The organism is Microbacterium sp. lyk4-40-TSB-66 (assembly GCF_030209475.1).
Taxonomy (GTDB): domain Bacteria; phylum Actinomycetota; class Actinomycetes; order Actinomycetales; family Microbacteriaceae; genus Microbacterium.
This window is the reverse complement of record NZ_JARVRW010000015.1, coordinates 1-24,205: the sequence shown is the minus strand read 5'-3', so window position 1 is coordinate 24,205 and position 24,205 is coordinate 1. Positions and strand designations below refer to the sequence as shown.

Sequence of the window (24,205 nt, the reverse complement as noted above, 5' to 3'; positions counted from 1 at the left end):
GATTTGTCGCTTCGGTGTCCGCGGAAGCGACAGATCTCGGCGACTCACGTGATTGCACTGGGGAGAATAGACATATGACCGATCTCAACGACCAGTGGTTCGCCCGCGCCAAGGACGTCATTCCGGGTGGTGTGAACTCGCCCGTACGCGCGTATGGCTCGGTGGGTGGGACGCCGCGGTTCGTGCAGTCGGCATCCGGGCCCCGCATCACCGACGCCGCCGGCCGCGAGTACGTCGACCTGGTCGCATCCTGGGGTCCGGCGCTCCTCGGCCACGCGCATCCCGAGGTCGTCGGGGCCGTGCAGTCCGCGGCATCCCGTGGTCTGTCGTTCGGTGCCCCGACCGGGGCCGAGGTCGAGCTGGCCGACCTCATCGCCCACCGCGTGCAGGTGGGCGACCTCAAGCCGATCGAGAAGGTGCGCCTGGTCTCGACCGGCACCGAGGCGACGATGACGGCGATCCGCCTCGCCCGAGGTGTGACGGGACGCGACCTGCTCATCAAGTTCGCCGGGCACTACCACGGCCACTCCGACGGGCTGCTGGCCGCCGCGGGCTCCGGCGTCGCGACCCTGGCCCTGCCCGGGTCGGCGGGTGTGCCCGCGCCGATCGCCGCGCAGACGCTGGTGCTGCCCTACAACGACCTCGACGCGGTGCGCGAGGTGTTCGAGGTGCACGGCGAGAACATCGCCGCGATCATCGTCGAGGCGGCCTCGGCCAACATGGGCGTCGTTCCGCCGCTGCCCGGCTTCAACGCCGCCCTCGCCGACATCGCGCACAGCCACGGGGCACTGCTGATCGTCGACGAGGTGCTCACCGGCTTCCGCGTGCACCCCGCCGGTTTCTGGGGCCTACAGGCCTCGCGGGGCGAGCGGTACCTGCCCGACATCCTCACGTACGGCAAGGTCGTCGGCGGAGGGATGCCCCTGGCCGCCCTCGCCGGCCGCGCCGAGATCATGGACCACCTGGCTCCCCTCGGGCCGGTGTACCAGGCCGGAACCCTGTCGGGGAACCCGCTGTCGGTCGCCGCGGGCCTGGCGACCCTGCGCCTGGCGACACCCGAGGTGTACGCCGCGGTCGACGCCGCAGCCGATCGGGTCGCCGACGCGCTCGATGCCGCGCTGACGGCGGAGGGCGTGGTGCACGTCGTGCCGCGCGCCGGTTCGCTTTTCGGCGTCGCCTTCCTGCCCGAGGTCCCCCTCGACTACGCCACGGCGCTGACGCAGCAGTCGTACCGGTACGCCGCGTTCTTCCACGCGATGCTGGATGCCGGTGTCTCCCTGCCCCCGAGCGTGTTCGAGGCGTGGTTCCTCACCGCCGCCCACGACGACGTCGCCCTCGAGCACGTGCTCGGCGCGCTGCCGGCCGCGGCCAAGGCGGCGGCCGAGGCGTTGGACCCGACCCTGCTGGCGCAGTAGGGCCGCTTCCGGGGATTCGGGCGCAGGCGCGGCGCGGGCGCGGGGCGCACGTTCGGGCCGTGCACAACTCCTGAAAAGTTGCGGCGAGGTCTGGCTCGGCCCGCGGCATCCCGTGACCCGCGCCAGCTCGGGTGCGAGTATTTCCGGAGTTGTGCACGGCTCGGCGAGTAGCCCGGCGCCGGGGCGCTGCGGGCGCGGTGGAAGACTGGACGGATGCACATTCCTCAGTCCCGTGTCGTCGTGCTCGCTGGTGGAGTCGGAGGGGCGAAGTTCACCCTCGGCGTGCGCGCGGCGCTCCGGCGGGTCGGCGCTCCCGAGGCCACCGTCGTGGTCAACACGGGCGACGACCTCTGGCTCTCGGGGGTGCGGTTGCAGCCCGACGTCGACTCGATCACGTACGCGCTCGCGGGGCAGAACGACACGGTGCGCGGCTGGGGTCGCGCGGGCGATACGGAACGCGTCAACGAGGAGCTGCAGGCGTGGGGCGCCGGCTGGCCCTGGTTCACCCTGGGCGACCTCGATCTCGGCACGCACCTCGCGCGCACCGGGTGGCTGCGGGAGGGGCTCACCCCGACCCGCGTTCTCGCACGCATGGCGGAGCGGTGGCCCCTCGGCATCCGTCTTCTGCCCATGACCGACAGCGAGGTCGACACTCACGTGCTGCTGGAGGACGGCGGGCGCCTGCACTTCCAGGAGTGGTGGACGCGGCACCGCGCGAAGCTCGCGCCCCGCTCGTTCGAGAATCCCGGAATCACGGATGCCGTTCCGGCTCCCGGCGTCGTGGAGGCGATCGCGGGAGCCGATGTGGTGCTGCTCGCCCCGTCGAACCCCGTCGTCTCGATCGGGCCGATCCTCGCGGTGCCCGGCATCCGGGATGCCGTGCGGTCGACGTCGGCGAAGGTCGTCGGGGTCTCGCCGATCATCGGCGGGCGCGTCGTGCGGGGGATGGCCGACGTGTGCCTGACGGCGATCGGGGTCGAGACGTCCGCGGCCGCGGTCGCGCGGCACTACGGTGCCCGGTCGGCGGGCGGCGTGCTCGATGCGTGGCTGCTGGCCGAAGAGGATGCGGACGCCGCGGCGGAGGTGGAGGCGGCGGGGATCCGCGCCGCCGTGCGACCGCTGTGGATGAGCGACGAAGACGCCTCGGCCGCGATCGCCGAGGCGGCACTGGAGGCGTGAGGCGGGCCCGCGGCCCCGTGCGTCAGGCCGCCGCAGCCGCCAGGACCGCCGAGGTCTGCGGGCCCACCCCGAGTGCGACGGCCTGGGTCAGCTGCTCGGCGGTGTCGACGTCGCGGCGGAGGGTCGAGTCGCGCTCGACGGCGAGGTCGGTGCAGCCGAGCAGGCGGTGACGGGCGGCGGAGTCCTGGCCGAAGGCCGAGACCCACACCGCTCCCGCGCGGGCGGTGACGAGGGTGGAGCCGGTGGTCTCGGCATCCGGAACCAGACCCCGTTCGACGGATGCCGCGAGTTCGAGCGCGGCGTCGAGATCGGCGGCGCGCAGGGCGGGCAAGTCGCCGAGGAGGGCGGCGCGAGGGGTGCTCTGACCGGCGGCGGCGGCGCCGAGCGCGATGGCGGCGTCGAGGCCGCGGGTGTCGCCCTCGGGCACGACCTCCACGCGGCGCGAGCGGCGCAGCGCGGCGCGGAGGCCGGCATCGTCGCTGACCACGATGACCCGGGCGACGCGGGTCGCGGCCGCGGCGGCGGCGATGGTGTCGAGCGCGATGGCGCGCGCGAGGGCCTCGCGGTCGGTGCCGACGTCGGTCAGACGCGACTTGCCGACGGCGGCGGGTTTCACCGGGACGACGATCGTCCAGCCGGAGGTGTCAGGGATGTCCATCCCGTCCATTGTGCGTCGAACCCCCGACATTCACGGGTGGGGGTGGCGGGCGCGTCCACGATCGTGCATCGGCGGGCGCCGGAATGACCCGCGATCGCCGAGATGACCCGCGTCCACGCGGAATCGCCGGTCGTCTCGCGGACGCGCGTGATCTCGACGGCGGCGGCCGCGCGCGATCTCGACGGCGTCGGCACCGCGCGCGATCCCGACGGCGTCGGCGCCCCGCGCGATCTCGACGGCGTCGGCGCCCCGCGCGATCTCGACGGCGTCGGCGCCCCGCGTCAGGCGAAGCGCTTACGCAGGCGGGGCAGGATCTCCTCGCCGTACATCGTCAGGAACTCCCTCTGGTCGTGGCCGGGGTCGTGGAACACCAGGTGGCGGAAGCCGAGGTCGACGTAGCGCGCGATGCGCTCCACGTGCTCGTCGGGGTCGGTCGACACGATGAACCGCGATGCGGCGCGCTCGATCGGCAGCTCGTTCGCGAGCCGCTGCATCTCCAGGGGATCGTGCACGCTCATCTTCTCTTCGCCGCTGAGGGCGAGCGGGGCCCAGAAGCGCGTCTTCTCGAGCGCGGTGTCGTGGTCGGGGTGGTACGAGACCTTGACCTCCATGAGCGTGTCGACGTCGTCGCGCGTGCGCCCGGCCTTGCTCAGCCCGTCGTCGAGGGCGGGGAGGAGCTTGTCGGTGTACAGCTCGGCATCCTTGCCGCTCGTCGTGATGTACCCCTCGGCGATGCGGCCGGCCAGGCGCGTGGCCGCGGGACCCGAGGCGCCGATGTAGATGGGCACCTTCTGGTCGGGGCGGTCGTAGATGGTGGCGTCCTTCACCGAGTAGTACGTGCCCTCGTAGGTGACCCGCTCGCCGGCCCACAGCTCGTTGATGATCGTGATCGCTTCTTTCAAGCGCTGGAAGCGCTCGGGCGGCTCGGGCCACTCCAACCCGAGGGTGACCTCGTTCAGCGCCTCGCCGGTGCCGACGCCGAGCACGACGCGGCCCGGGTACATCACGCCGAGGGTGGCGAAGACCTGGGCGATGACCCCCGGGTGGTACCGGAAGGTGGGGGTGAGCACGCTCGTGCCGATGATGACGCGTTCGGTGCGCGCGCCGAGGGCGCCGAGCCAGGGCAGGGCGTTGGGGGCATGGCCGCCGTCGTGCATCCACGGCTGCAGGTGGTCGGAGAGGAAGACGGAGTCGAAGCCCACCTGCTCCGCCATCACGCCGAACTCGAGCAGCTCGTTGGGGCCGAACTGCTCGCTCGAGGCCTTGTAACCGAATCTCAGCGGAACGCTCATGAACTGTGTCTCCTAGGCGTGCGGATGGACGTGCGGACGGGTGGGGATGGGGTCGCCGGTCGCGGCCCCGGGGGCCGGCGCGGGGGCCGAGGTGGGGTCGGCTTCCGTCCGGGGGGAGGTCTCGGCGGGGGCGACGCCGGGCGCGGCGACGAACTCCGACCCGTCGGTTCCGGCGAGGCGCTCGCGGAACGCCTGCACCGTGCCCGGCCACAGCAGGGTCAGCCGGCCCGAGCGATCGTCGACGTACCAGTTGCGGCATCCGCCGGTCAGCCAGGGAGTGGATGCCGCGGCGGCGGCGATCTCGTCGGTGTAGGCCGCTTCGGCGTCGGGGCGCACCCGAAGGACCCGTTCGGGGCGGCGGTCGCGCTCGCAGAGCGCGCGCACGACGTAGGACGCCTGCTCCTCGGCCACGAGGACGGCCGAGTTGTGACCGAGGCTGGCGTTGGGGCCGTTCAGCACGAAGAGGTTGGGGAAGCCCGCGACCACCGTCGAGCCGAACGAGGTCATGCCCTCGGCCCAGTGCGCCGCGAGCGTGCCCTCCTCACCGCGCACGAGATCGGCGTAGGGCTGCCGGGTGGAGGCGAAGCCGGTCGCCAGCACGAGCACATCGGCCTCGTAGCGCTCACCGCTCCCGGCCGTCAGCGTCGGGCCGTCGACGGCGGCGAGGGCCGTGGGCTCGAGGGTCACGGCATCCGAGGCCACGGCGGGGTAGAACGCGTCGGAGAGCAGCACGCGCTTGCATCCGAAGGCGTAGTCGGGGGTCAAGGCGGCACGCAGCGCCGGGTCGGCGACCTGCGCGTGCAGGTGGGCGAGAGCGGCGCCGCGGGCGGCGGCGGACGCCTCGGCGTCACCCGAGCGCGACGCGTAGCGCTGCTCGCCCTCCGCGTAGAGGTCGGCGCGAAGTCGAGCGAGATCGCCGGGGTGGGCTGCGAGGTGCGCGCGGTCGGCCGCAGAGACGTCGCCGCCTCCGCGGGGCACGATCCATGCGGGTGTGCGCTGGAACAGCGTCACTCGGGCGCCGTGACGGGCGAGCTCGGGCACCAGCTGCACGGCGCTCGCGCCCGTGCCCACGACCGCGACGCGCGTGCCGACGAGGTCGACGTCGTGATCCCACCGCGCGGTGTGGAAGATCGGGCCGTCGAAGGATTCGAGTCCGGGGATGGCGGGGACGTGCGGCTCGGTGAGGCGGCCGCACGCCAGTACGAGCGAGCGGGCCACGACGGGTTCGGCGCCCGTGTCGAGCCGCCAGACCGCGTCGGCGGCATCCCATCGCGCCCCGAGGAGAGGGGTGCGAAGACGCAGTCGATCGCCGAGACCCTCGCGGGCGGCGACGCCCTGCAGATAGGTCTGGATCTCACGACCGGGCGCGAACGTGCGCGACCAGCCGGCGTGCGGGTGGGCGGCGAGGCTGTAGAGGTGCGCGGGCACGTCGCACGCGACGCCGGGATAGGTGTTGTCGCGCCACGTGCCCCCGACGTCGTCGGCGCGTTCGAGCACGACGATGTCGTCGCGTCCGGCCCGGCGCAGGGCTCCGGCCATCGCGAGCCCGGCGAAGCCGGCGCCGACGATCGCGACGTCGATGAGCCTCACGGCCGTGGCCGATCGGCGGGGGAGGAGGGGCCCGCACCCGCGTGCGCCTGCGCCACCTGATAGTCGGTGGTGCGGAGGCGGAAGGGCCGCATGAGGCTCCGGGCGATGCGTTCGGCCGCGGGGACCGGCAGCTCGAGTCCCTGTTCGATGCCCGCGTCGGGCAGGACCCGGCCGTCGTAGAGGGTGCCGCCGAGGTCGTCGCCGCCCGAGCGCAGCAGCACGGCCGCCGTCTCTGTGCCCACGCGGGTCCACGGGATCTGCACGTGCGGGATGCTGCCCGACAGCAGCAGTCGCGACACCGCGACCATCGCCCGATGCTCGTCGATCGGCGAGCGGACCGCGACGAGCGGCACGTCGCCTCCGGGCAGGGGGATCGGGACGAACTCGGCGAAGCCGCGGGTGTCGGTCTGGATCTCGCGCAGGCGCCGAAGGTGCGCGATGCGCTCTTCGGCGGTCTCGACGTGGCCGTAGAAGAGCACCGAGGTCGATCGGAAACCGGCGCGGTGAGCCGCCGTGATGGTCTCGACCCACTGATCGATCTCGAGGTCGCCCGGTGCGACGAGTGCGCGCACCCGCTCGCTCAGGACCTTGACGCCCGTACCGGGAACGGTGTCGACGCCCGCCTCGCGCATCGCCGTCAGAGCGCCGTCGAGCCCGAGGCCGCCCCGGTCGGCGAGATCTCGCACGTCGAGCGGACGGTAGGCGTGCACGTGGATGCCGGGAGCCCCGCGCTTCACGGCCCGCACGATGTCGAGGTATCCGACGGGGTCTTCGTCGGGGCGGAGCGCGCCCTGCACGCAGACCTCGGTGGCGCCGAGGTCCGCGGCATCCGCGGCGAGGGAGGTGGCGTCGTCGAGGTCGAACTCGCCCGGGCCGGTGCGTCCGGTGCGGCGGAAGCCCGTCGAGGTGAGGTTGCGGTTCTGCACGAGGGTGATCGGCTCACCGACGGTGTAGCGCCGCGCGTCGTCGGCGACGGAGGTCAGCTCGTCGAGCTCGGCGCCGGTCGCGTGCAGCAGACGCACCCAGTCGGCGTCGTCGAGGGTGCGGGGATCGGATGCCGCGCGTTCGGCGAGCCGGCGCAGGCCCGGGTCGCCGCCCGGTCGCGCCGCAGCGGTCCGGGTGCCGTGAGGCGGGGCGGCGGCCGCGAGACGCGTCTCGCCGGCGGCGGTGCCGGGGCGCGTACCCCCGGCATCGGTTCCGGGAACGGAGGAGATTCCGGCGGCGGAGGATGCGGCGGGGGCCGTGCGTCCTCCCGCGGCGGATTCTCCTCCCGTCGCGGAAGCCGGGGCCGCTGCGCGGGCGACAGCGCCCGCGCCGACGGGAGTCACGTCGGCGGCGAGCCCCTCGGCATCCGCCAACGCCCGCACGGGCGCGTGCAGCGCCGGGTCGATCCAGCGGCCGGCGTCGTCCACGAACTCGGGGTGGGCGGTGAGGCGCTCCCGCAGCGCGAAGCCGCTCGCGGCGGTGTGCCTGGCGAGGTCGTCGATCTGCGGCCAGGGACGCTCGGGATTGACGTGGTCGGCGGTGAGCGGCGACACCCCTCCCCAGTCGTCGGCGCCGGCCTCGATGAGCAGGCCGAGCTCGCGCGGGTCGGAGAGATTGGGCGGCACCTGGATGCGCATGTCGGGGCCGAATACGAGCCGCGCGACGGCGACCGCTGCGAGGTAGTCGTGCATGTCGGCGTCCGGTGCGCCCTGCATGGCGGTGCGGGGCTTGGCGCGGAAGTTCTGCACGATCACCTCTTGCACGTGCCCGTGGCGGTCGTCGAGCTCGCGCAGGGCGACGAGCGACTCGGCGCGGTCGCGCACGGTCTCGCCGATCCCGACCAGGATGCCGGTGGTGAACGGGACGCCGGCGGCCCCGGCGTCATCGATGACGCGCAGGCGCAGCGCGGGGTCTTTGTCGGGCGAGCCGAAGTGCACCTGGCCGGGCTCTTCGTAGAGGCGCCGCGAGGTCGTCTCGAGCATCATGCCCATCGACGGCGAGACGGGGCGGAGCGCCGCGAGGTCGTCGCGGTGCATCACGCCGGGGTTGGCGTGCACGAGCATGCCGGTCTCGGCGGTGATGAGGCGGGCGATGTGGGCGACGTAGTCGATGGTCGAGGCGAAGCCGTGGGCGTCGAGCCAGGCGCGGGCCTCGGGCCAGCGCTCTTCGGGGCGATCACCGAGGGTGAGCAGCGCCTCCTTGCAGCCGAGGGCCTGCCCTTGGCGCACCACCGTCAACACCTGCTCGGGGCTCATGTAGGCGGGCTTTCGCAGCAGGTTGAGCTGGCCGGGCGTGTCGACGAACACGCAGTAGTGGCACCGATCGCGGCACAGGGTCGTGAGCGGGACGAAGACCTTGCGCGAATAGGTGATGACGCCGGGACGGCCGGCGCGGGCGAGCCCCTCGTCGCGGAGAGCGGATGCCACGGGCAGCAGGGCCTCGAGGGCCGCATGCAGCAGCGCCTCGGTCTCGTCGACGTCGGGGCGGTGACCCGCCGCGACGCGCGGAAGGAGGTCGCCGATCGAGGTGCCTCGGGCCGGTGCGACTCGCGGCGCAGCGCTGCCCGTACTCATCGCTCCAGGCTATCCCCCGCCCCCGACATCGGGGCCGGAGCGGAGTCGGCGTCTTCCCGGAGCGGCGCGCGCTCCGAATGGCCGAGGTGGTCGAGGGGGCGGTGTCGTGGCCGTCTTGCGCAATCACTATCGACGTACGCCGAATGTTGCCGCTAACATTCGACCACGGGCACCCTTCGACGCGGTCGGTGACGCCGACTCGACGAGTCGCCGGGTGCACGATCACCGAGCAAAGGAGCCGGAACACGTGAGAACCCGACGACGCCTCGCCTTCCTCACCGCACTCGCGGTCGGGGCGGCGACCTTCGCGACCGCCCAGCCCGCGGTCGCCGCCGCACCCACCGACGGCCTCGTCGCCGCCTATGACTTCCGTCAGCCCTCCGGCGCGACGGTCCCCAACACCGCGACCGGATCGTCGCTCGGGGCCGCGACCGTCCGCAACGTTCAGAGCTCCGACTGGACCGCGAGTGGCCTGACCATGCGCGGCGGAGCCAAGACCTCGACGGGGAACTGGGTCGAGCTGCCCGACGACATCCTGGCGGGCGACCGATCGGCGACGGTGGTCGCCGAGGTGAAGGCGTCGCAGGCCATGCTGAACTCGTTCCACTTCCTCTGGAACGTGGGCAACGAGTCGGCCGCGACCGAGTACTTCTTCGCCTCCCTGAACTGCGGCTCCGGCCGCACCCCGCTCCTCGGCGTGAAGTCCGCCGGCGTCGAGCGGCTCGTGGGAGCGTCGTCCTGCGGCGTGACCGCGAACCAGTGGATCAACGTGGCCTCGGTCGTCGACGGCACCACGGGGCGCGCGTCGCTCTACCTCGACGGCATCCGCGTCGCCGACGCCGCGATCGACCGCACCCCCGCCGACGTGCGCGACCAGTCGCTGAACACCATCGGGCGCGCCCCCTGGCCCGACCCGCTCTTCCAGGGAGCGATCTCGGCGTTCCGCGTCTACGACCGCGCCCTGTCGGCGACCGAGGTCGCGGCCACGGCTCAGACCGACGCCGAGACCCACGCGACCGAACTGCGCGCGCAGGCTCAGGCGATCCTCGACGCCCTGGCGCTGAAAGACATCTCGACCTCGACCGACATCGATCTGCCGACCTCCGGCGGCCGCGTGACCTGGACGTCGAGCAACCCCGCGCTCGTGGCTCCCGATGGAACGGTGACCGCCCCCGTGGCCGGTCAGCCCGGCGGCACCGCCCAGCTGACGGCCACCGCCGCCGTCCGCGGCGTGACGGCCACCCGCACCATCACGGTGACCGTGACCGCCTCGACCGAGACCGCCGAACAGCGCGCGGCCCGTCTGGCCGGTCGGTTCGTCATCCCCAGCGTCCTCGAATCGGGCTCGACGCTTCCCGCCGCCCCCGAGGGGACGACCGTCGCCGTGCGATCGACCGACGGCGGTGTCGTCGTGACCGATGGCGTCGTCTCCGGCGCCGACGGATCGATCACCGTGCGCGTGACGGACGCTGCGACGGGCGCGACCGCCGACCGTACCTTCGCCGTCACGGTGCTCCCGGCCGACTCGACCGAGCAGCTGCTGGCCTACAACCGCGTGCCCACGCTGGTCACCGAGGCGAACAACGCCGACGTCGCGCTCAGCATGCACCTCGCCGTCGGCGACGACGACGCCTGGCGTCCGCTGAACGAGAACTACGGCATCTTCTTCCCGAAGACCGCCGTCCCGGTGCCCGCGAACGGTCCGCGCGACAGCGACATCCGGAGCCTCCGCGACCCGCACCTGTTCACTCTCGAAGACGGCGGTTACGGCGTCGTCGCCACCCGCACAGCCCGCGGCGGGGGAGCCGACGGGACCCAGACCTCGAGCGTGCTCTTCGCCCGCAGCGCCGATCTGCGCAGCTACGACGAGGTGGGCATGCTGAACCTCGGGGTGACGTCGGGGGTCAACGACCCCGCCGCCGTCTACGACTCCGCCGCCGACCGCTACGTGGTCTCGTGGACCTCGGACGCCGGAGCTGCGATGTACACCTCCTTCGCCGACCTGGGCGACGTCTCCACCCGCGGCGAGGTGCGCCGCGGAGCGGTCGCCGCGACCGCCGGCGTCGACGAGGCCGCGGTCGCGAACTTCGACTCCGGCAACACCGTCCCGGTCGACGCCGACACCCTGGCGGCGCTCGAGGTGCGCTTCGGGCGCGTCGCCAACACCGGCGTCACCGCCCCGGCTCCGCTCGAGATCGCGCAGGGGAGCTCCCTCGACGCGGCCGCCCTCGCGAAGCGCGTCGAGCTGTCGTACTCGGACGGTTCGAAAGCCACCCGCCCGGTGACCTGGGATGCCGCCTCCATCGGCGCCGTCGACACCTCGAAGCCCGGTACCTACGAGGTCAGCGGCACGGTCAAGCAGCCGGAGTACGCGACGCCGTTCGCCGACGAGCGCGCCGACCCCTCGGTGTTCCGTTACGACCTGAACGGGCAGCAGAAGTTCCTCATGATCGCGACCGAGGACATCTACGGCGGCAACATCGACCCGCAGGGCGGGGCGCACATGCCGATCCGCATCGCGAACTCGATCGAGGACCTGTCCGACGAGGCCATCCGCGCCGGACGCAACGTCGAGATCGACCTCCTGCGTCGCGGTGACACCGACGCCGAGGGTCGGGCGATGACCGGATGCTTCTGGGCTCCCGAGTACCACGTCATCGGCGGCAAGCTCTCGATCCTGTTCATGCCCTGCTACGACGGTGCGAACGGTCGCCCCGACATGTTCACCGGCCAGGCCAGCATCATCCAGCTCAAGAAGGACGCGCAGGGGCGCGACCTCGATCCCGCCGTGCCGGCCAACTGGACGAAGGCGCAGAAGGTGCTCCGGTCGAACGGCGGCATCCTGAACCCCGTCCAGACCATCTCGCTCGACATGACCTACGTCGAGGACTCGGGTCAGTCGTACTACGTATGGCAGCAGCTGGGCGCTCTGTTCATCGCCAAGATGGACCCGGCCAACCCGACCCGTCTGACCTCGGAGCCGGTGCGCATCCTCGCCCCCGAGTACGCCTGGGACAACGTCATCGCCGAGGGACCGAACGTCTACGCGCGCGACGGCAAGCTGTACCTGATCTACTCCGGCTCGACCGTCGGCGACACGTACACGACCGGCCTCGCCCTGGCCACGGCCGGGAAGAACGTCGACCTGACCTCGCCGAGCGCGTGGAGCAAGCTCAACTACCCGATCCAGAAGTCCGGCGTCTTCAACGGCTCCTGGCAGCTCGGCACCGGTCACGGCATGTGGTCGCAGGACGAGGACGACAACCTGCTGTACGTCTTCCACGCCCGCACCGACAACAACAACCTCAGCGGTCGCGACATGTTCGTGCGCCGGGTGCACTTCGCCGCGGACGGCCTGCCGATCTTCGACATGGAGAGCGCCGAGGAGGTCGCACCCGACAACCGTCGCGTCACGGCCACCGTCGTCGTCACCGCGCCGACCGGGCTCGAGGTCACCGGGGCCGTGAGCTCCCGCTGCATCGCGGGCAAGGTCACCCAGACGGTCACGGTGCGAAACGCCGAGGGCTTCCCGGTGACGGTCACGGCGAAGGGCCCGTATGGAACGAAGGCGTTCGGCTCCCTCGCCGCGGGCAAGAGTTCGTCGGCCGCCTTCACCACGCGTCAGACGACCATTCCCGCCGGAACGGTGACGGTGGATGCCACGGCGACGGTGAACGGCAAGACGGTGACCGACACGGTCTCGTTGCCCTTCACCGAGGCCCGCTGCGGCTGACCGCTCGACCGTCCACTCGACGGAGCCGCGTCCGGAACGATCCCGGGCGCGGCTTCGTCGTGCGCGGTGGATCGTTGCGCTCTCGTGAGGTGCCGCGCCGGTGGGCACCCGCTCGCGCTGGCAGGATGGGTGCCATGGTGACCCTGCTGCTCGATTCGACGCAGCTCGAGGTCGTGCTCTCGGCGACCGAGCGGGCGATGTCGTTCCGGAGATCCAACATCGTCGTGCCGCGCGAGCACATCGAGCGCGTGCAGCTGACCGACGACGCCTGGACGTGGTTGCGCGGTGTCCCCAATCCCGGCATCAACCTTCCCGTCGCGGTCGGCATGGGCACGTGGAAGTCGGCGGGCGGCAACGACTTCGTCGTCATCCGCGGCCGCAAGCCCAGCGTCGTCGTCGACCTCACCGGTCACGACGAGTTCGAACGCCTCGTTCTGACCACCAAGCACGGGGTGGCACTGCTGCAGGCCCTGCGTCTCGACGTGGCATCCGAACCCGAGAACGTCGCCGACATCGTCGCCTGAGCGTCGCGCGCCGCGCCGGGCGGTCGCCCGGGGTGCCGGGGCCCGCCCGACGAGGGTGCTCAGGCCGTGAACTGAACCACCGTGTCCCACGCGAGCTTGACGATGAGGATCGACAGGGTCACCAGGAACACGATCCGCACGAAGCCACTGCCCCGGCGCGTGGCCATGTGGGCGCCGATGAAGCCGCCGGTGATGTTCATCACGGCCATCGCCAGACCCAGAACGAGCAGGATCTCGCCGTGCACGCCGTACACCGCGAGGGCGGCGAGGTTGGTGGTGAGGTTGGCGATCTTGGCGTTGGCGCTCGCCTGCAGGAAGCCGTAGCCCAGCACCCCGACGATCAGGATGACGAAGAACGACCCCGTTCCGGGCCCGAGGATGCCGTCGTAGAACCCGACCAGCAGACCGATCGCCGCCGCCCGCCAGGCGGTCGCTGCGGTGCTGTTGTGACGCGGTGCGTGCTCGAGGCCCATCCGGGGCTTCAAGAGGGTGTAGAGCGCCACCACGATCACCGCCACCAGGACGATCGGGGTCAGCACCTCTCGGGGCACGTAGCGCGAGAGCGCCGCGCCCACGGTGGAGCCGGCGTAGGCCCCGACGACGAGGGGGACGAGCAGCACGAGCTGCACCCGGATCCGGCGGAGGTACACCCAGCTGGCCGAGAGCGTGCCGAAGAACGACGACAGCTTGTTCGTGCCGAGGATGAACGGCGTCGCCACGTCTTTCGGCACCGCGATGACGAGGGCGGGGAGCTGGATGAGCCCGCCGCCGCCGACGACCGCGTCGACCCAGCCGGCCACTCCCGCAGCGATCAGCAGCAGGAGCAGGGATGCCACCGACACCGGCAGCCACTCCGCGATCACCGGTCCATCGAGCACGGTCGATTCTCTCCGCTGACCGGCGAGCGGCCAAATGAGCGACCGACGGCGAAGCGTCGTTCGCGGTGGGCGAGGGGAATGGGTGCCTGACCCTTCGACGGGTTCAGGGTCCTCGGCGTGCGGGTGGCCGAACCGCCGGAGCCGCCGATGGATGCGAGGGTGTCAGTCGATGTCGCGACGCCAGGTCGTCAGCAGGCCGATGACGACGAGCACGACCGCGTAGCCGAGCAGCACGAGCCCGCCCGCCCACCACTCCAGGGTGTCGCCGGCGGCTGCGCCCATGATGCCGAAGATCGTCTGCCCGACGAGCGCGTCGCTCGCCGCGCTCGGGAACCACTTCACGACCCCCGCGAAGCCCTCGACCAGACCACCGGCGGTGCGCACGATCGGCTCGACGAACAGCGTCACGGCCAGCACGATGACGATCGCGGCCACCTGGTTGCGCACGACCGTGCCGACGCCGATGCCGACGAGGGCCCACAGGGCGAAGGCGAGCAGCATCCGACCGACGAGCTCCCAGGTGTCGGGTGCGCCGAGGGCCGTGTCGATGCCGAAGACACTCAGCACACCCGCGCCGGCGCCGAGCGCGGCGATCGAGCCCAGGATGCCGTACAGCAGGCCCACCACGATGCCGACGACGAACTTGCCCACCAGCACCGACCCGCGGCGCGGGGTGGCGAGGAAGGTCGGCGTGAGCGTCTTGTGGCGGAACTCCGTCGTGACCATCAGGGTGCCCACGAGCAGGGGGAAGACGTAGCCGACCGCGGTCGCGGAGCTGTAGACGAGCGCGGGGATGCCGTCGGTGGACGGCGCGGGGCCGCGCGAGCCCGTCAGCTGACCGGACGCCACCCCGCCGAACACGAACGCAAGGACGCCGGCCGTGAAGGCGACGTAGACGACGAGCACGATGCCGAGCACCCACCACCCGGCGGTGGTGAACTGCTTGGTGTACTCGGAACGGGTCGCGGCGATGAGGGTCAACGCGGGGCCTCCGTCTCATCGGGGGATGCGGAGGGGACGATGTCGATGACGCCCGTGGATGCGACGGAGTAGGAGTTGCGAGGGCCTTCACCGGCCGGCGGCGTCGCGGGACGGGCGGACCGAGGGGGCGGTACCACCGCCACCATGGCCGTCGAGGGGCGCGGCTCGTCGTCGGGGTCGGCCGCCGCGACGGGGGCCGTCGTCGGCGCGGGCGCCGGGGTGCCGGCATCCGGAACCTCCCGGGCATCCGGAGTCTCCCCGGGATCTTCCGCGGCGGGGGGATCCTGCGCCACTGGGGGAGCCTCGGCGGCGACCGGGGCCGGTGCCGCGCCGGCGCTCGCGTGAGTGCGCACGCCGCTGACGAGTTCGAGGAAGATGTCCTCGAGGCTCGCGCCCTTGCTCTGCAGGTTCGACAGCGCGATGCCGGCGCCCGCCGCGAGGGCGCCGATCTCGACCGGTTCGTGGTGGCGGATCGTGAAGCCGTTGCGCAACAGCTGGTGCTCGATGCCGCGGTCGTCGAGCAGGCGCGACAGCGCGTCGCGGTCGGGGGAGTCCACGACCGTGGCGTACTCGTCGGGGTCGGCGAGGTCTTCGATGCCGCCCTGGAACACCAGGCGCCCCCGCGAGATGATGAGCAGCGCGTCGACGGTCTGCTGCACCTCGGCCAGCAGGTGCGAGGAGATGAGCACCGTACGGCCCTCTTCGGCGAGGTGGCGCAGCAGAGAGCGCATCCAGCGGATGCCCTCGGGGTCGAGCCCGTTCGACGGCTCGTCGAGCACGAGCACACCGGGATCGCCGAGGAGCGCGGTGGCCAGGCCCAGGCGCTGGCGCATTCCGAGCGAGAAGCCGCCGACGCGGCGTCCCGCGACGTCGGCGAGACCGACGAGACCGAGCACGTCGTCGATGCGGGAGGTGGGGAGTCCGGCGGCGCGCGCGTAGACCTTGAGGTGGTTCGCGGCCGAGCGACCGGGGTGGAAGCTGGATGCCTCGAGGGCGGCGCCGACGCTCTGCAACGGCGAGGCGAGGTCGGCGTACGGCTTGCCGCCGATCAGGGCGGTGCCCGCGGTCGGACGCACCAGTCCGAGCAGCATCCGCAGCGAGGTCGTCTTGCCCGCGCCGTTGGGGCCGAGGAAACCCGTCACCTGCCCGGGTTCGATGCGGGCGGTCAGGCCGTCGACGGCCGAGATCGCCCCGAACCGTTTGGTGAGGCCGGCCAGTTCGAGCACCTGTCCGTCGGGCATGCGGCCCCTTTCCTTCGGCAGACGTTCCGCCTATCTTCCCCGATCCGGGGCGGAAAACGCATCCTCCCCGCGTCGGAGGCGGTGCACCGGGCCTGTGTAACGTGGCAACGTGCACGCAGAGCGAACCGAGAACGACAGCGTCCTGGTCGGTGGCCGCGGTGGTCTGGGCCACCTCACGCTCAACCGTCCGGCGGCGATCAACGCGCTCGACCTCGGCATGATCCGCGCGCTCCACCTCACCCTCGACAGGTGGGAGAGCGACACCGACGTCGACATCGTGCTGCTCGACGGAGCGGGCGAGCGCGGCTTCTGCGCCGGCGGCGACGTGCGGGCCCTCCACGAGATGGTCGTGGGCGGCCGGGTCGACGAGGTGCACGCGTTCTTCCGCGAGGAGTACGCCCTCGACCACCGCATCGCCACGTCGAGGAAGCCGGTCGTCGCCATCGCCGACGGCGTGTGCATGGGTGGGGGCATCGGCCTGGCCGGCCACGCGGCGATCCGCATCGTCACCGAGCGCTCGCGTCTGGCGATGCCCGAGACGCGCATCGGTTTCACGCCCGACGTCGGCGGGTCGTGGCTGCTGGGCCGAGCGCCCGGCCGGATCGGGGAGTACCTCGCGCTGACGGGCGGGACGATGGATGCCAGCGACGCGCTCTACGCCGGCTTCGCCGACCACATGGTGCCCACCGCGCACCTCCCGGCGCTCTACGAAGCGCTGGAGTACCGCGCCGACCCCTCCAGCCCCACCGAGCTGGTTCTGCTCTTCGACGAGACGCCCGAACCGTCGCGCTTCGAGACCGCGCGGGAGTGGATCGACGACGCGTTCTCGGCCGGCGACGTCCCCGGCATCCTGAAGCGCCTGCGCGCCCGGCCCGAGGACGAGGCGCGGCAGACGGCCGAGGCGCTGGCGACCGCGTCGCCGACGGCGCTCGCCGTGACGCTCGAGGCCGTCCGCCGGGCGCGCGAATTGCCGTCGCTGCGGGCCGCCCTCGCGCAGGAGTACGGCCTCGTACTGTGGTTCGCGTTCACGCAGCCCGACCTCGTCGAGGGCATCCGCGCGCAGGTCGTCGACAAGGACCGCTCCCCGTCGTGGTCGCCGGCGCGGCTCGACGAGCTCCCCGAGGAGCGCGTCGCCGAGGCGTTCGCCTACGAGCCCATCCCCGCGTTGTGGTGACCCCGACATGACCCCGTCGCGGCGTCGCTGGTCGATCGGTCGGGCCCTCGACGGGTTCTTCTTCGTCTTCGCCGGTGCCGCCGCGATCTGGCTCGCCTACCTGAGCCTCACCCAGTCGTTCTCGCTCGGGTGGGGCGGGGTGCTGATGGCCGTGGCGTTCTGGGTGCTGCTCGCCTACTTGGCGCTGCCGCGGTTGCATCGCATCCTCACCGCCATCTACGTGCCCGATTACTTCATGGGCCGCACGCGCACCTCCGACGGGCTGCTCGGCGATCCGGTGAACCTCGCCCTGCAGGGGTCCCGCGAGAACGTCGAGGCCGTGATGGCGGCGGCCGGGTGGATCCCGGCCGACCCGGTGAGCCTGCGGTCGTCGTGGCGCATCGTCGTGTCGACGCTGCGTCGGCGGAGCTACCCGCGCGCGCCCGTGAGCCCGCTGTTCCTCTTCGGGCGGATGCAGGATCTGGCGTACCAGCAGGAGGTCGCGGGCTCTCCCGCCCAGCGTCACCACGTGCGGCTGTGGAAGTGCCCCGACGGTTGGCTCCTGCCGGGGGGACGCCGCGTCGACTGGCTCGCCGCCGGCACGTTCGATCGTGCGGTGGGTCTGTCGCTGTTCACGTTGCAGGTGACGCACCGCATCGACGCCGACACCGACATCGAGCGGGACCACATCGTCGCGAGCGTCCGCGACGTGCCGGGCGTCGAGGTCGACGTCATCCGCGACTTCGCCACCGGCTACCACTCGCGCAACGGGGGCGGCGACAGCATCAGCACCGACGGCGATCTGCCGATCATCGATGTCGGCGCGGTGCGCCCGCCCTCGTCGACGGGGGTGACGGTGCCGTGAGCGCCGAGCGGCATCCCGAGAAGCGCGTGGCGTTCGAGCCGCCCGTCGACCCGACCACGGCCGATCCGGCGATGCGTCGGCCGGCCTCGATCGTGACGGGCAGCGTCCTCGTGCTGCTGCGCGCCGCGGCGGGAGCGCTGTGGGCGGCGAGTGTGGCGTTCTCGCTGCCGCCGTGGCTGCGGGCGTTCGCGGGAGCCGCGAGCGGGAACGCCGACGAGCCGCTCGATCTGAGCGTGTCCGACCTCGGCGTGGGCACGGCGGTGTTCTTGGGCGTGCTCGGCGTCGTCTGCGCGGTGCAGGTGATCCTCGGCATCCGGATCTTCTTCGGCGGGAACCTCGCGCGGGTACTCGTGATGGTGCTCTCGGTGGGGTCGATCAGTGCGAGCTTCGTCGGGTGGTGGGCGTACGGCGAGGTGATCACCGTCGGGACGACGCTGATCACCCTGAGCCTCGACATCCTCGTGCTGCTCGCCCTGTCGAGCCGGGACGCTGCCGCGTACGCGCGGAGGCCGCGTCGCGAACGTCGCGCGCGTCGCCCGCGGGGGGCGGATGCCGCGGAAGCGGTGTGAGACGCCGTCGCTTCGGGCCGTGCACAGCCGCGGCGGGTTAGCCTGAGAGGCGCCGCGCACCCGGGCGGCAGAACGGATGACGCACGTGTTCGACAGCCCCATGTCGTCCTCGGCATACGAGGTGCTCCGCGTCGCGGCCGACGTCGACGACGAGGGACTGCGCCGCGCCTACCGTGTACGCCTGCGCGAGACGCACCCCGACACCGGCGGCGACGCCGCCCTGTTCGTGCAGGTGCAGCGCGCGTGGGAGCTCGTCGGGACGCCCGAGGCCCGCAGCGTCTACGACCGCGGCCGCGGATCCACCGCGGGCGAATGGGGCGGTGGGTCCACCGCATCCGCTCCCTCCCGTCCGACCGACACGCGCCCCCGCGCGCGGTCGTACGGACAGCCCGGCGGCTGGCGTCGCGAACGCTATCTGGGCCTGATCCGCGAGTGGGTCGGGCGCGGCGTCGACGTCGCCGACCCCTACGACCCCGCGCTCGTGCGCTCTGCCCCGCCCGAGATCCGGCACATCCTCGCCGACGCGCTCGCCGAGGAGGAGACCGCGCGGCTCGTGTCGGAGCTGGGCATGGGATACACGGTCTGGCACGACGTGTTCGCCGACCGCGACGGGCGCGACCCCGAGCAGAAGCTCGACCACCTCGTGCTCGGCCCGAGTGGGCTCTACGCCCTCCTCAGCGAGGACTTCGGCGGTCCGGTGGGCGTTCGCCGCGGCGAGATCAGCGGCCCGAACGTCATCGGCGCGCCCGTGACCGAACTGGTGTCGCGTGCCCGTGTCATCGCGCGTTCCGCGGGGGTGCGCTTCAGTGGAGCGATGGTCGTGCTTCCCGACGACGATGTGCTGGAGGCCGTCACCGAGCTCGGCAAGATGCGCGGCACCCCGGTGGCCCTCGTCACCCGCAGCGCCTTGACGACGCTGCTGCGTCGGGGCATCCCGGGGGCGAGAGAGGTCGGGGGAACCGAGCTCTTCGACATCCGCACCCGGTTGCAGCAGCGCGTGCGCCACGTCTGAGACGGCCCGCCAGGTGCTGTCACGGGTGGTCCGGTCCCGCGCGCTGATGTCTAGGGTGGAGCCATGAGTACCGACGAGACCTCGGATGCTTCGGCGTCCGACGACATGAAACGCAAGTTCAAGGAAGCGCTCGAGAAGAAGAACGGGCAGAAGCGTTCGGGTCAGGCGCACCTCGACGGCCACTCCGCCGTGCAGGGAACGCACGGAGCGGTCACCAAGCGCGAGTTCCGCCGCAAGAGCGGCTGACGCCGTCCATCACCCGCGTGAGTCGCCAAAATATGTCGCTCCACCGCCCTCTTGAGCGACGATGTTTGGCTACTCACGCGGGTTTGTTAGGACGGGAACGGAGAGGGGCCTCGAAGAACGCCCGCTCGAGGGCCATCGAGCGGTCGTAAGCCGCGGCCATGGCCGAGCGGTCGGACGTGGATGCCGCCCGGGCGGCGGCGTCGACGATCGCCTGCGCCCGAGCCGACGACGTCGCGAACACCTCGTCGCCGTAGGCGGTGAGCCAGTCGGCGTAGGGGTGGTCGGCGGCGAAGGTTCCGCGCCAGCGGGCGCCGATGTCGGTGTAGAGCACGAAGCACGGCAGGATCGCCGCGACCAGGACCGCGTACGAGCCCACGGTCGACGCCGCGTGCAGGTGGTCGGTGTAATCGAGGGTGGATGACGCGGGTTCGAGCCCCGCCGGGTCGACATGCGTCTGGTGCAGTGCCGCCTCCTCCTCGAGGCACGAGACCGATGCCGCGGCCCAGAACCGCTGCTCGTCCACGCTCGGTGCCAGCGCCGCGGCGCGGGCGAGTACGCGCGCGTACTGCCGCAGGTAGAGAAGGTCCTGCCCGAGGTACCAGTCGAAGGCGTCGCGATCGAGGTCTCCGGATGCCAGCCCCCGCACGAACGCACAGGCGTCGACCTCGGCCCTCACCGGGGCCACGGCATCCCACCGCTCGATGCTCCACGATGCCGCCGCGTCGAGCGGGGCGTTCGACGCGCCGGGGCGGAGCGTGATGTGCGGGCGCAGCTCGTGCAGGTGGTCGATGGGACCGTTGCCGTGCCCGACCCGCAGGGCGTCGGCGTGCTCGAGGGCGCCGGTGAGCCACTGCTTCGCGCGCGTCAGGGCCTCCGGCCACGGCACGCCGTGCGCCGCCAGGGTCGCCATGGCCGACGACAGCGAGCAGCCGGTGCCGTGGGTGTGGCGCGTGGCGACGCGGCGCCCGGGCACCGGGTGGACCTCGGTGCCGACGACGATGGCATCCGGACTCTGCTCTCCGTCGAGGTGTCCGCCCTTCAGCAGGACCGCGGTGTCGGCGCGCGCGGCGAGGGTCTGCGCCTGGTCGACGGCGTCATCCCACCGCGTGGCGACGGAGGCGCCGACCAGGACGGCGAGCTCGGGCAGGTTCGGCGTGACGAGGTCGGCGCGGCGACAGAGGGCGCGGACGGCCTCCTCGGCATCGGCGTCGAGCAGGCGGTCGCCGCTCGTCGCGATCATCACCGGATCGAGCACGACGATCGGCGGGCGCGTGTCACCGAGCGCGGCCAGCCACGCGTCGACGGTGGCGACGACCTCGGCCGAGCCGAGCATGCCGATCTTCACCGCATCGATGTCGACGTCGTCGCTGACGGCGCGCAATTGCGCGTCGAGGAACGACGTCGGCGGCACGTGCACCTCGCGGACGCCGAGGGTGTTCTGCGCGACGAGCGCCGTCACCGCGGCCATGCCGTAACCGCCGAAGGCCGCGATCGACTTGAGGTCGGCCTGGATGCCCGCGCCACCGGTGGGGTCGGTGCCGGCGATGCTGAGCACGCGGGGGATCACGCGCCTGCCCCCCACGCCGCGGTGAGCGCGCCCACCGCCGCGCCCGGGTCGTCGGCAGCGCACACCGCCGAGACGACGGCGACGCCCGCCGCTCCCGCCGCGCGGAGGGCGGTGACGTCGTCGACGTCGATCCCTCCGATCGCGACGCACGGCAGGTCGGTGGATGCCGCGAGCTCGGCGAATCCCGCGACGCCCAGGGGCTGCGGGTGATCGGGTTTCGTCGCCGTCGCACGGATCACCCCGACGCCGAGGTAGTCGACGGTGCCTTTCGGCAGGGCCGCGGCCGCGGCGAGGTGTGACGGCGTGTTCGCCGTCCAGCCCACGAGGGCGTCGGCGCCGAGCAGGGCGCGCGCGGCGTCGACCGGGAGGTCGCTCTGGCCGAGGTGGATGCCGTCGACGCGCGCACCGCGGTCGCGTGCGGCGAGGACGACGTCGAGGCGGTCGTCGACGACGAACGCGCAGCGCCCGGCGACGACGTCGGCGAGGTCGAGGGTGCGGGCGAAGAGTTCGGCGCCGGTGGCGATCTTGTCGCGCAGTTGCACGACGGTGACGCCCGCGGCCACGGCCTGATCGACGATGTCGCGCAGGCGGTCGAAGGGGACGCGGTGATCGGTGACGAGGTGGAGCGAGAGATCGGTCATCGCGTGATCTCCACGCGTCCCGCGAGGTCTTCCGGTTGCACCGCGGCGAGTTCGTCGAGGAAGGCGACGGCGAACGAACCCGGTCCTCGGGATCCGGATGCCGCTCGCTCCGACGCCACGGCCCACACCGCCGACGCGGCGATCGCCGCCTCGAAGGGCGTGGCGACCGCGGCGAACGCCGCCATCGCGGCGCCGAGGGCGCAGCCGCCGCCGGTGACCTTGGTCAGCAACGCGCTCCCGCCGGGCACGCGGGCCGTGCGCTCGGCATCCACGATCAGGTCCACCGCGCCCGAGACGGCGACCGTGCCCCCGGTGCGCTTGGCGAGCGCGAGGGCGGCGTCGAGGGCGTCGTCGGCCGTGTCGGTCGCGTCGACGCCGCGTCCGCCCGCGCCGACTCCCGCCAGGGCGAGGATCTCCGAGGCGTTACCGCGGATGATCGCCGGGCGCGCGGCCAGCAGCTCCTGGGCGAGGGCGGTGCGGACCGGAAGGGCACCCACGGCGACCGGGTCGAGCACCCAGGGGGTCGGCGCGCCGACGGCTTCGCGGGCCGCGTCGCGCTGTTCGGTGGTGGGGGTGCCGAGATTGACGAGCACGCCGCCGGCGATGCCCGCGAACATGCCCGCTTCGCCCGGGATGTCGCACATGGCGGGGGCGGCGCCGAGGGCGAGCAAGGCGTTCGCGGTGAAGTTCGTCACCACCGCGTTGGTGATGCACTGCGTGAGCGGTGACGCCTCGCGCAGGCGTTCGAGCGCCCCGGCGGGGTCGGCTTCTCGCGCGGGGGTGGAGGTGGACGGAGACGACGACGTGCGAACGACCATTCGCGACATCCCTTCGCTAGTACGAGCTAGATCAGGTTCAACGGGTGTGTTCTCAGCCCCTTGCGGGCACCCCGTGTCACTGCCGGCGACGCTAGCACGACGGATGCCGTGGCGCCCGGCGGACCGTTTCGCCCGCGCCGTCATGCGCGGGTGGTGCCGTCGCGCGCGGGTGGAGTGGACGCGTGCGGGGGGCGTGCAGGGACGGAGTCGTCTGGGGACGTCGGAGTGCGGGGAGGGAGGCGCGCGGGCGGGCGCAGAGTGTGACGTCGCCCGCGGTGCGCGGAAGGCCGATGTGCGGGAGACCCGGAGTGCGAGGAGGGGAGCGGGCGCTCAGAACCGCGCGGAGAAGCCGCCGTCGGTGTGCAGGAGCTGTCCGCTGACCCAGCGGCCGGCGTCCGAGAGCAGGAAGGCGGTGATGCCGGCGATGTCGCGGGGCGTGCCGAATCGGCCGAGGGGGTGGTAGCCGGCGAGGGCGTCGCGGGTCTCGGCATCCATCCACCCGGTGTCGATCGGGCCGGGGTTCACGACGTTGGCCGAGATGCCCCGGGGACCGAGCTCGCGCGCGGCCGAGATAACGATGCGGTCGAGCGCGCCCTTCGACGCGCCGTAGGGGAGGTTGCCGGTGGTGTGGTCGCTCGTGAAGGCGACGATCGCACCGCCCGTCTCGTCGACCTGTCGGGCGAAGGCGGCGATCATCAGCAGCGTGGCGCGGGCGTTGACCGCGACGTGGCGGTCGAAGCTGTCGGCGGTGGTGTCGAGGATGCCGGATTCGACGCCGTGCGCGTGGCTCAGCACGAGGGCGTGGATGGGCCCGCGCTCGCGCGAGACGCGTTCGATGAGCTCCGTCGGTGCCGCGGCGTCGGCGAGGTCGCACGGGTAGTCGCCGGAGTCGAGCTCGCTGGTCACGACGTCCCAGCCGTCCGTCTCGAGGCGGGGGACGATGCCCGCGGCGATGCTGTTCGCGCGTCCGGCTCCGGTGACGAGTGCGAGGGGCATGGGACGAGGGTACGCGGGTGCGTCTCGTCTCATGTCGCTGGGACAGCACGGTGCTCGTCCCGGAAGGCGCGCCGCGAGCCCTTTTTCTGCCCGCGATCCCTCGATCCCGCGATCCCTCGATCCCTGGATCCCTGGATCCCTGGATCCCTGGATCCCTGGATCCCGCGGTCCCGCGGTCCCTGGATCCCTCGATCCCGCGGTCCCGCGGTCCCTGGATCCCTGGATTCCTCGATCCCGCGATGCCGCGATGCCGCGATGCCGCGATGCCGCGATGCCGCGATGCCGCGAT

20 protein-coding genes and 1 riboswitch are annotated in these 24,205 nt (G+C 72.4%); of the genes, 9 read left to right on the top strand and 11 right to left on the bottom strand.

Going from position 1 to position 24,205, the window contains the following annotated elements:
* Nucleotides 1-74 precede the first annotated feature (74 nt).
* Nucleotides 75-1,415, top strand: a complete 1,341-nt coding sequence (gene hemL, locus QRO03_RS15745) for a glutamate-1-semialdehyde 2,1-aminomutase (protein ID WP_285138441.1) — start codon at nt 75-77, stop codon at nt 1,413-1,415.
* A 213-nt stretch (nt 1,416-1,628) separates the two neighbouring features.
* Nucleotides 1,629-2,594: a 2-phospho-L-lactate transferase gene (cofD, locus tag QRO03_RS15740; protein WP_285138440.1), complete on the top strand. Its 966-nt coding sequence runs from the start codon at nt 1,629-1,631 to the stop codon at nt 2,592-2,594.
* A 22-nt stretch (nt 2,595-2,616) separates the two neighbouring features.
* On the opposite strand, the gene cofC is transcribed toward cofD, so the two are convergent.
* The 4 genes from cofC to cofG all read right to left on the bottom strand — a co-directional run bounded on the left by cofC (nt 2,617) and on the right by cofG (nt 8,692).
* Nucleotides 2,617-3,252 carry a 2-phospho-L-lactate guanylyltransferase gene (gene cofC / locus QRO03_RS15735; protein WP_285138439.1) on the bottom strand — a complete coding sequence of 212 codons (636 nt, stop codon included), beginning with the start codon at nt 3,250-3,252 and terminating at the stop codon, nt 2,617-2,619.
* 281 nt (nt 3,253-3,533) lie between these two features.
* The gene (gene fgd / locus QRO03_RS15730) at nt 3,534-4,544 is read right to left on the bottom strand and encodes a glucose-6-phosphate dehydrogenase (coenzyme-F420) (protein WP_285138438.1); all 1,011 of its coding nucleotides are present in this window, start codon (nt 4,542-4,544) and stop codon (nt 3,534-3,536) included.
* 12 nt (nt 4,545-4,556) lie between these two features.
* Entirely contained in the window at nt 4,557-6,134 is a 1,578-nt protein-coding gene (locus QRO03_RS15725; RefSeq protein WP_285138437.1) for a flavin-containing monooxygenase, read from the bottom strand.
* Nucleotides 6,131-8,692 carry a 7,8-didemethyl-8-hydroxy-5-deazariboflavin synthase CofG gene (gene cofG, locus QRO03_RS15720; protein ID WP_285138436.1) on the bottom strand — a complete coding sequence of 854 codons (2,562 nt, stop codon included), beginning with the start codon at nt 8,690-8,692 and terminating at the stop codon, nt 6,131-6,133. Before cofG ends, QRO03_RS15725 begins: the two co-directional genes overlap by 4 nt.
* Before the next feature lie 247 nt (nt 8,693-8,939).
* Here cofG and QRO03_RS15715 point away from each other — a divergent pair, with 247 nt between their 5' ends.
* The gene (locus QRO03_RS15715) at nt 8,940-12,425 is read left to right on the top strand and encodes a family 43 glycosylhydrolase (protein WP_285138435.1); all 3,486 of its coding nucleotides are present in this window, start codon (nt 8,940-8,942) and stop codon (nt 12,423-12,425) included.
* 134 nt (nt 12,426-12,559) lie between these two features.
* Nucleotides 12,560-12,949 (top strand): hypothetical protein, encoded by a 390-nt coding sequence (locus tag QRO03_RS15710; protein WP_285138434.1) that lies wholly within the window; start codon nt 12,560-12,562, stop codon nt 12,947-12,949.
* A 59-nt stretch (nt 12,950-13,008) separates the two neighbouring features.
* Here the strand turns inward: QRO03_RS15710 and QRO03_RS15705 are convergent, their stop codons facing one another.
* From QRO03_RS15705 to QRO03_RS15695, 3 genes are all read right to left on the bottom strand, one after another.
* Nucleotides 13,009-13,827 (bottom strand): sulfite exporter TauE/SafE family protein, encoded by an 819-nt coding sequence (locus QRO03_RS15705; RefSeq protein ID WP_285138433.1) that lies wholly within the window; start codon nt 13,825-13,827, stop codon nt 13,009-13,011.
* 162 nt (nt 13,828-13,989) lie between these two features.
* Nucleotides 13,990-14,808, bottom strand: coding sequence for an ABC-2 transporter permease (locus QRO03_RS15700; RefSeq protein WP_285138432.1), 819 nt, complete (start codon nt 14,806-14,808; stop codon nt 13,990-13,992).
* Nucleotides 14,805-16,049, bottom strand: a complete 1,245-nt coding sequence (locus QRO03_RS15695; protein ID WP_285138431.1) for an ABC transporter ATP-binding protein — start codon at nt 16,047-16,049, stop codon at nt 14,805-14,807. The genes QRO03_RS15700 and QRO03_RS15695 overlap by 4 nt, the downstream gene beginning before the upstream one ends.
* A gap of 109 nt (nt 16,050-16,158) precedes the next feature.
* Between QRO03_RS15695 and QRO03_RS15690 the strand changes: the two genes are divergently transcribed.
* The 5 genes from QRO03_RS15690 (at nt 16,159) to QRO03_RS15670 (ending at nt 19,894) form a co-directional block, all read left to right on the top strand.
* A complete protein-coding gene (locus QRO03_RS15690) occupies nt 16,159-17,223 on the top strand; it encodes an enoyl-CoA hydratase/isomerase family protein (protein WP_285138430.1) in 1,065 nt (354 codons plus the stop codon).
* Between the two features lie 7 nt (nt 17,224-17,230).
* Nucleotides 17,231-18,067: an LssY C-terminal domain-containing protein gene (locus QRO03_RS15685; protein WP_285138429.1), complete on the top strand. Its 837-nt coding sequence runs from the start codon at nt 17,231-17,233 to the stop codon at nt 18,065-18,067.
* Complete coding sequence (locus tag QRO03_RS15680; protein WP_285138428.1) at nt 18,064-18,636, top strand: hypothetical protein; 573 nt, start codon at nt 18,064-18,066, stop codon at nt 18,634-18,636. Before QRO03_RS15685 ends, QRO03_RS15680 begins: the two co-directional genes overlap by 4 nt.
* Nucleotides 18,637-18,721: 85 nt before the next feature.
* Entirely contained in the window at nt 18,722-19,648 is a 927-nt protein-coding gene (locus QRO03_RS15675) for a DnaJ domain-containing protein (RefSeq protein ID WP_285138427.1), read from the top strand.
* 63 nt (nt 19,649-19,711) lie between these two features.
* On the top strand, nt 19,712-19,894 hold the full coding sequence (locus tag QRO03_RS15670) for a DUF5302 domain-containing protein (RefSeq protein ID WP_285138426.1): 183 nt from the start codon (nt 19,712-19,714) through the stop codon (nt 19,892-19,894).
* A 73-nt stretch (nt 19,895-19,967) separates the two neighbouring features.
* Here the strand turns inward: QRO03_RS15670 and QRO03_RS15665 are convergent, their stop codons facing one another.
* From QRO03_RS15665 to QRO03_RS15650, 4 genes are all read right to left on the bottom strand, one after another.
* Entirely contained in the window at nt 19,968-21,461 is a 1,494-nt protein-coding gene (locus QRO03_RS15665) for a bifunctional hydroxymethylpyrimidine kinase/phosphomethylpyrimidine kinase (protein ID WP_285138425.1), read from the bottom strand.
* Nucleotides 21,458-22,102, bottom strand: coding sequence for a thiamine phosphate synthase (gene thiE, locus QRO03_RS15660; protein ID WP_285138424.1), 645 nt, complete (start codon nt 22,100-22,102; stop codon nt 21,458-21,460). The genes QRO03_RS15665 and thiE overlap by 4 nt, the downstream gene beginning before the upstream one ends.
* Nucleotides 22,099-22,920 (bottom strand): hydroxyethylthiazole kinase, encoded by an 822-nt coding sequence (gene thiM / locus QRO03_RS15655; protein WP_285138423.1) that lies wholly within the window; start codon nt 22,918-22,920, stop codon nt 22,099-22,101. Before thiM ends, thiE begins: the two co-directional genes overlap by 4 nt.
* Nucleotides 22,912-23,004, bottom strand: a riboswitch (TPP riboswitch). Its footprint overlaps the gene before it by 9 nt.
* A 246-nt stretch (nt 23,005-23,250) precedes the next feature.
* Complete coding sequence (locus QRO03_RS15650) at nt 23,251-23,916, bottom strand: SDR family oxidoreductase (protein WP_285138422.1); 666 nt, start codon at nt 23,914-23,916, stop codon at nt 23,251-23,253.
* Nucleotides 23,917-24,205: the final 289 nt, after the last annotated feature.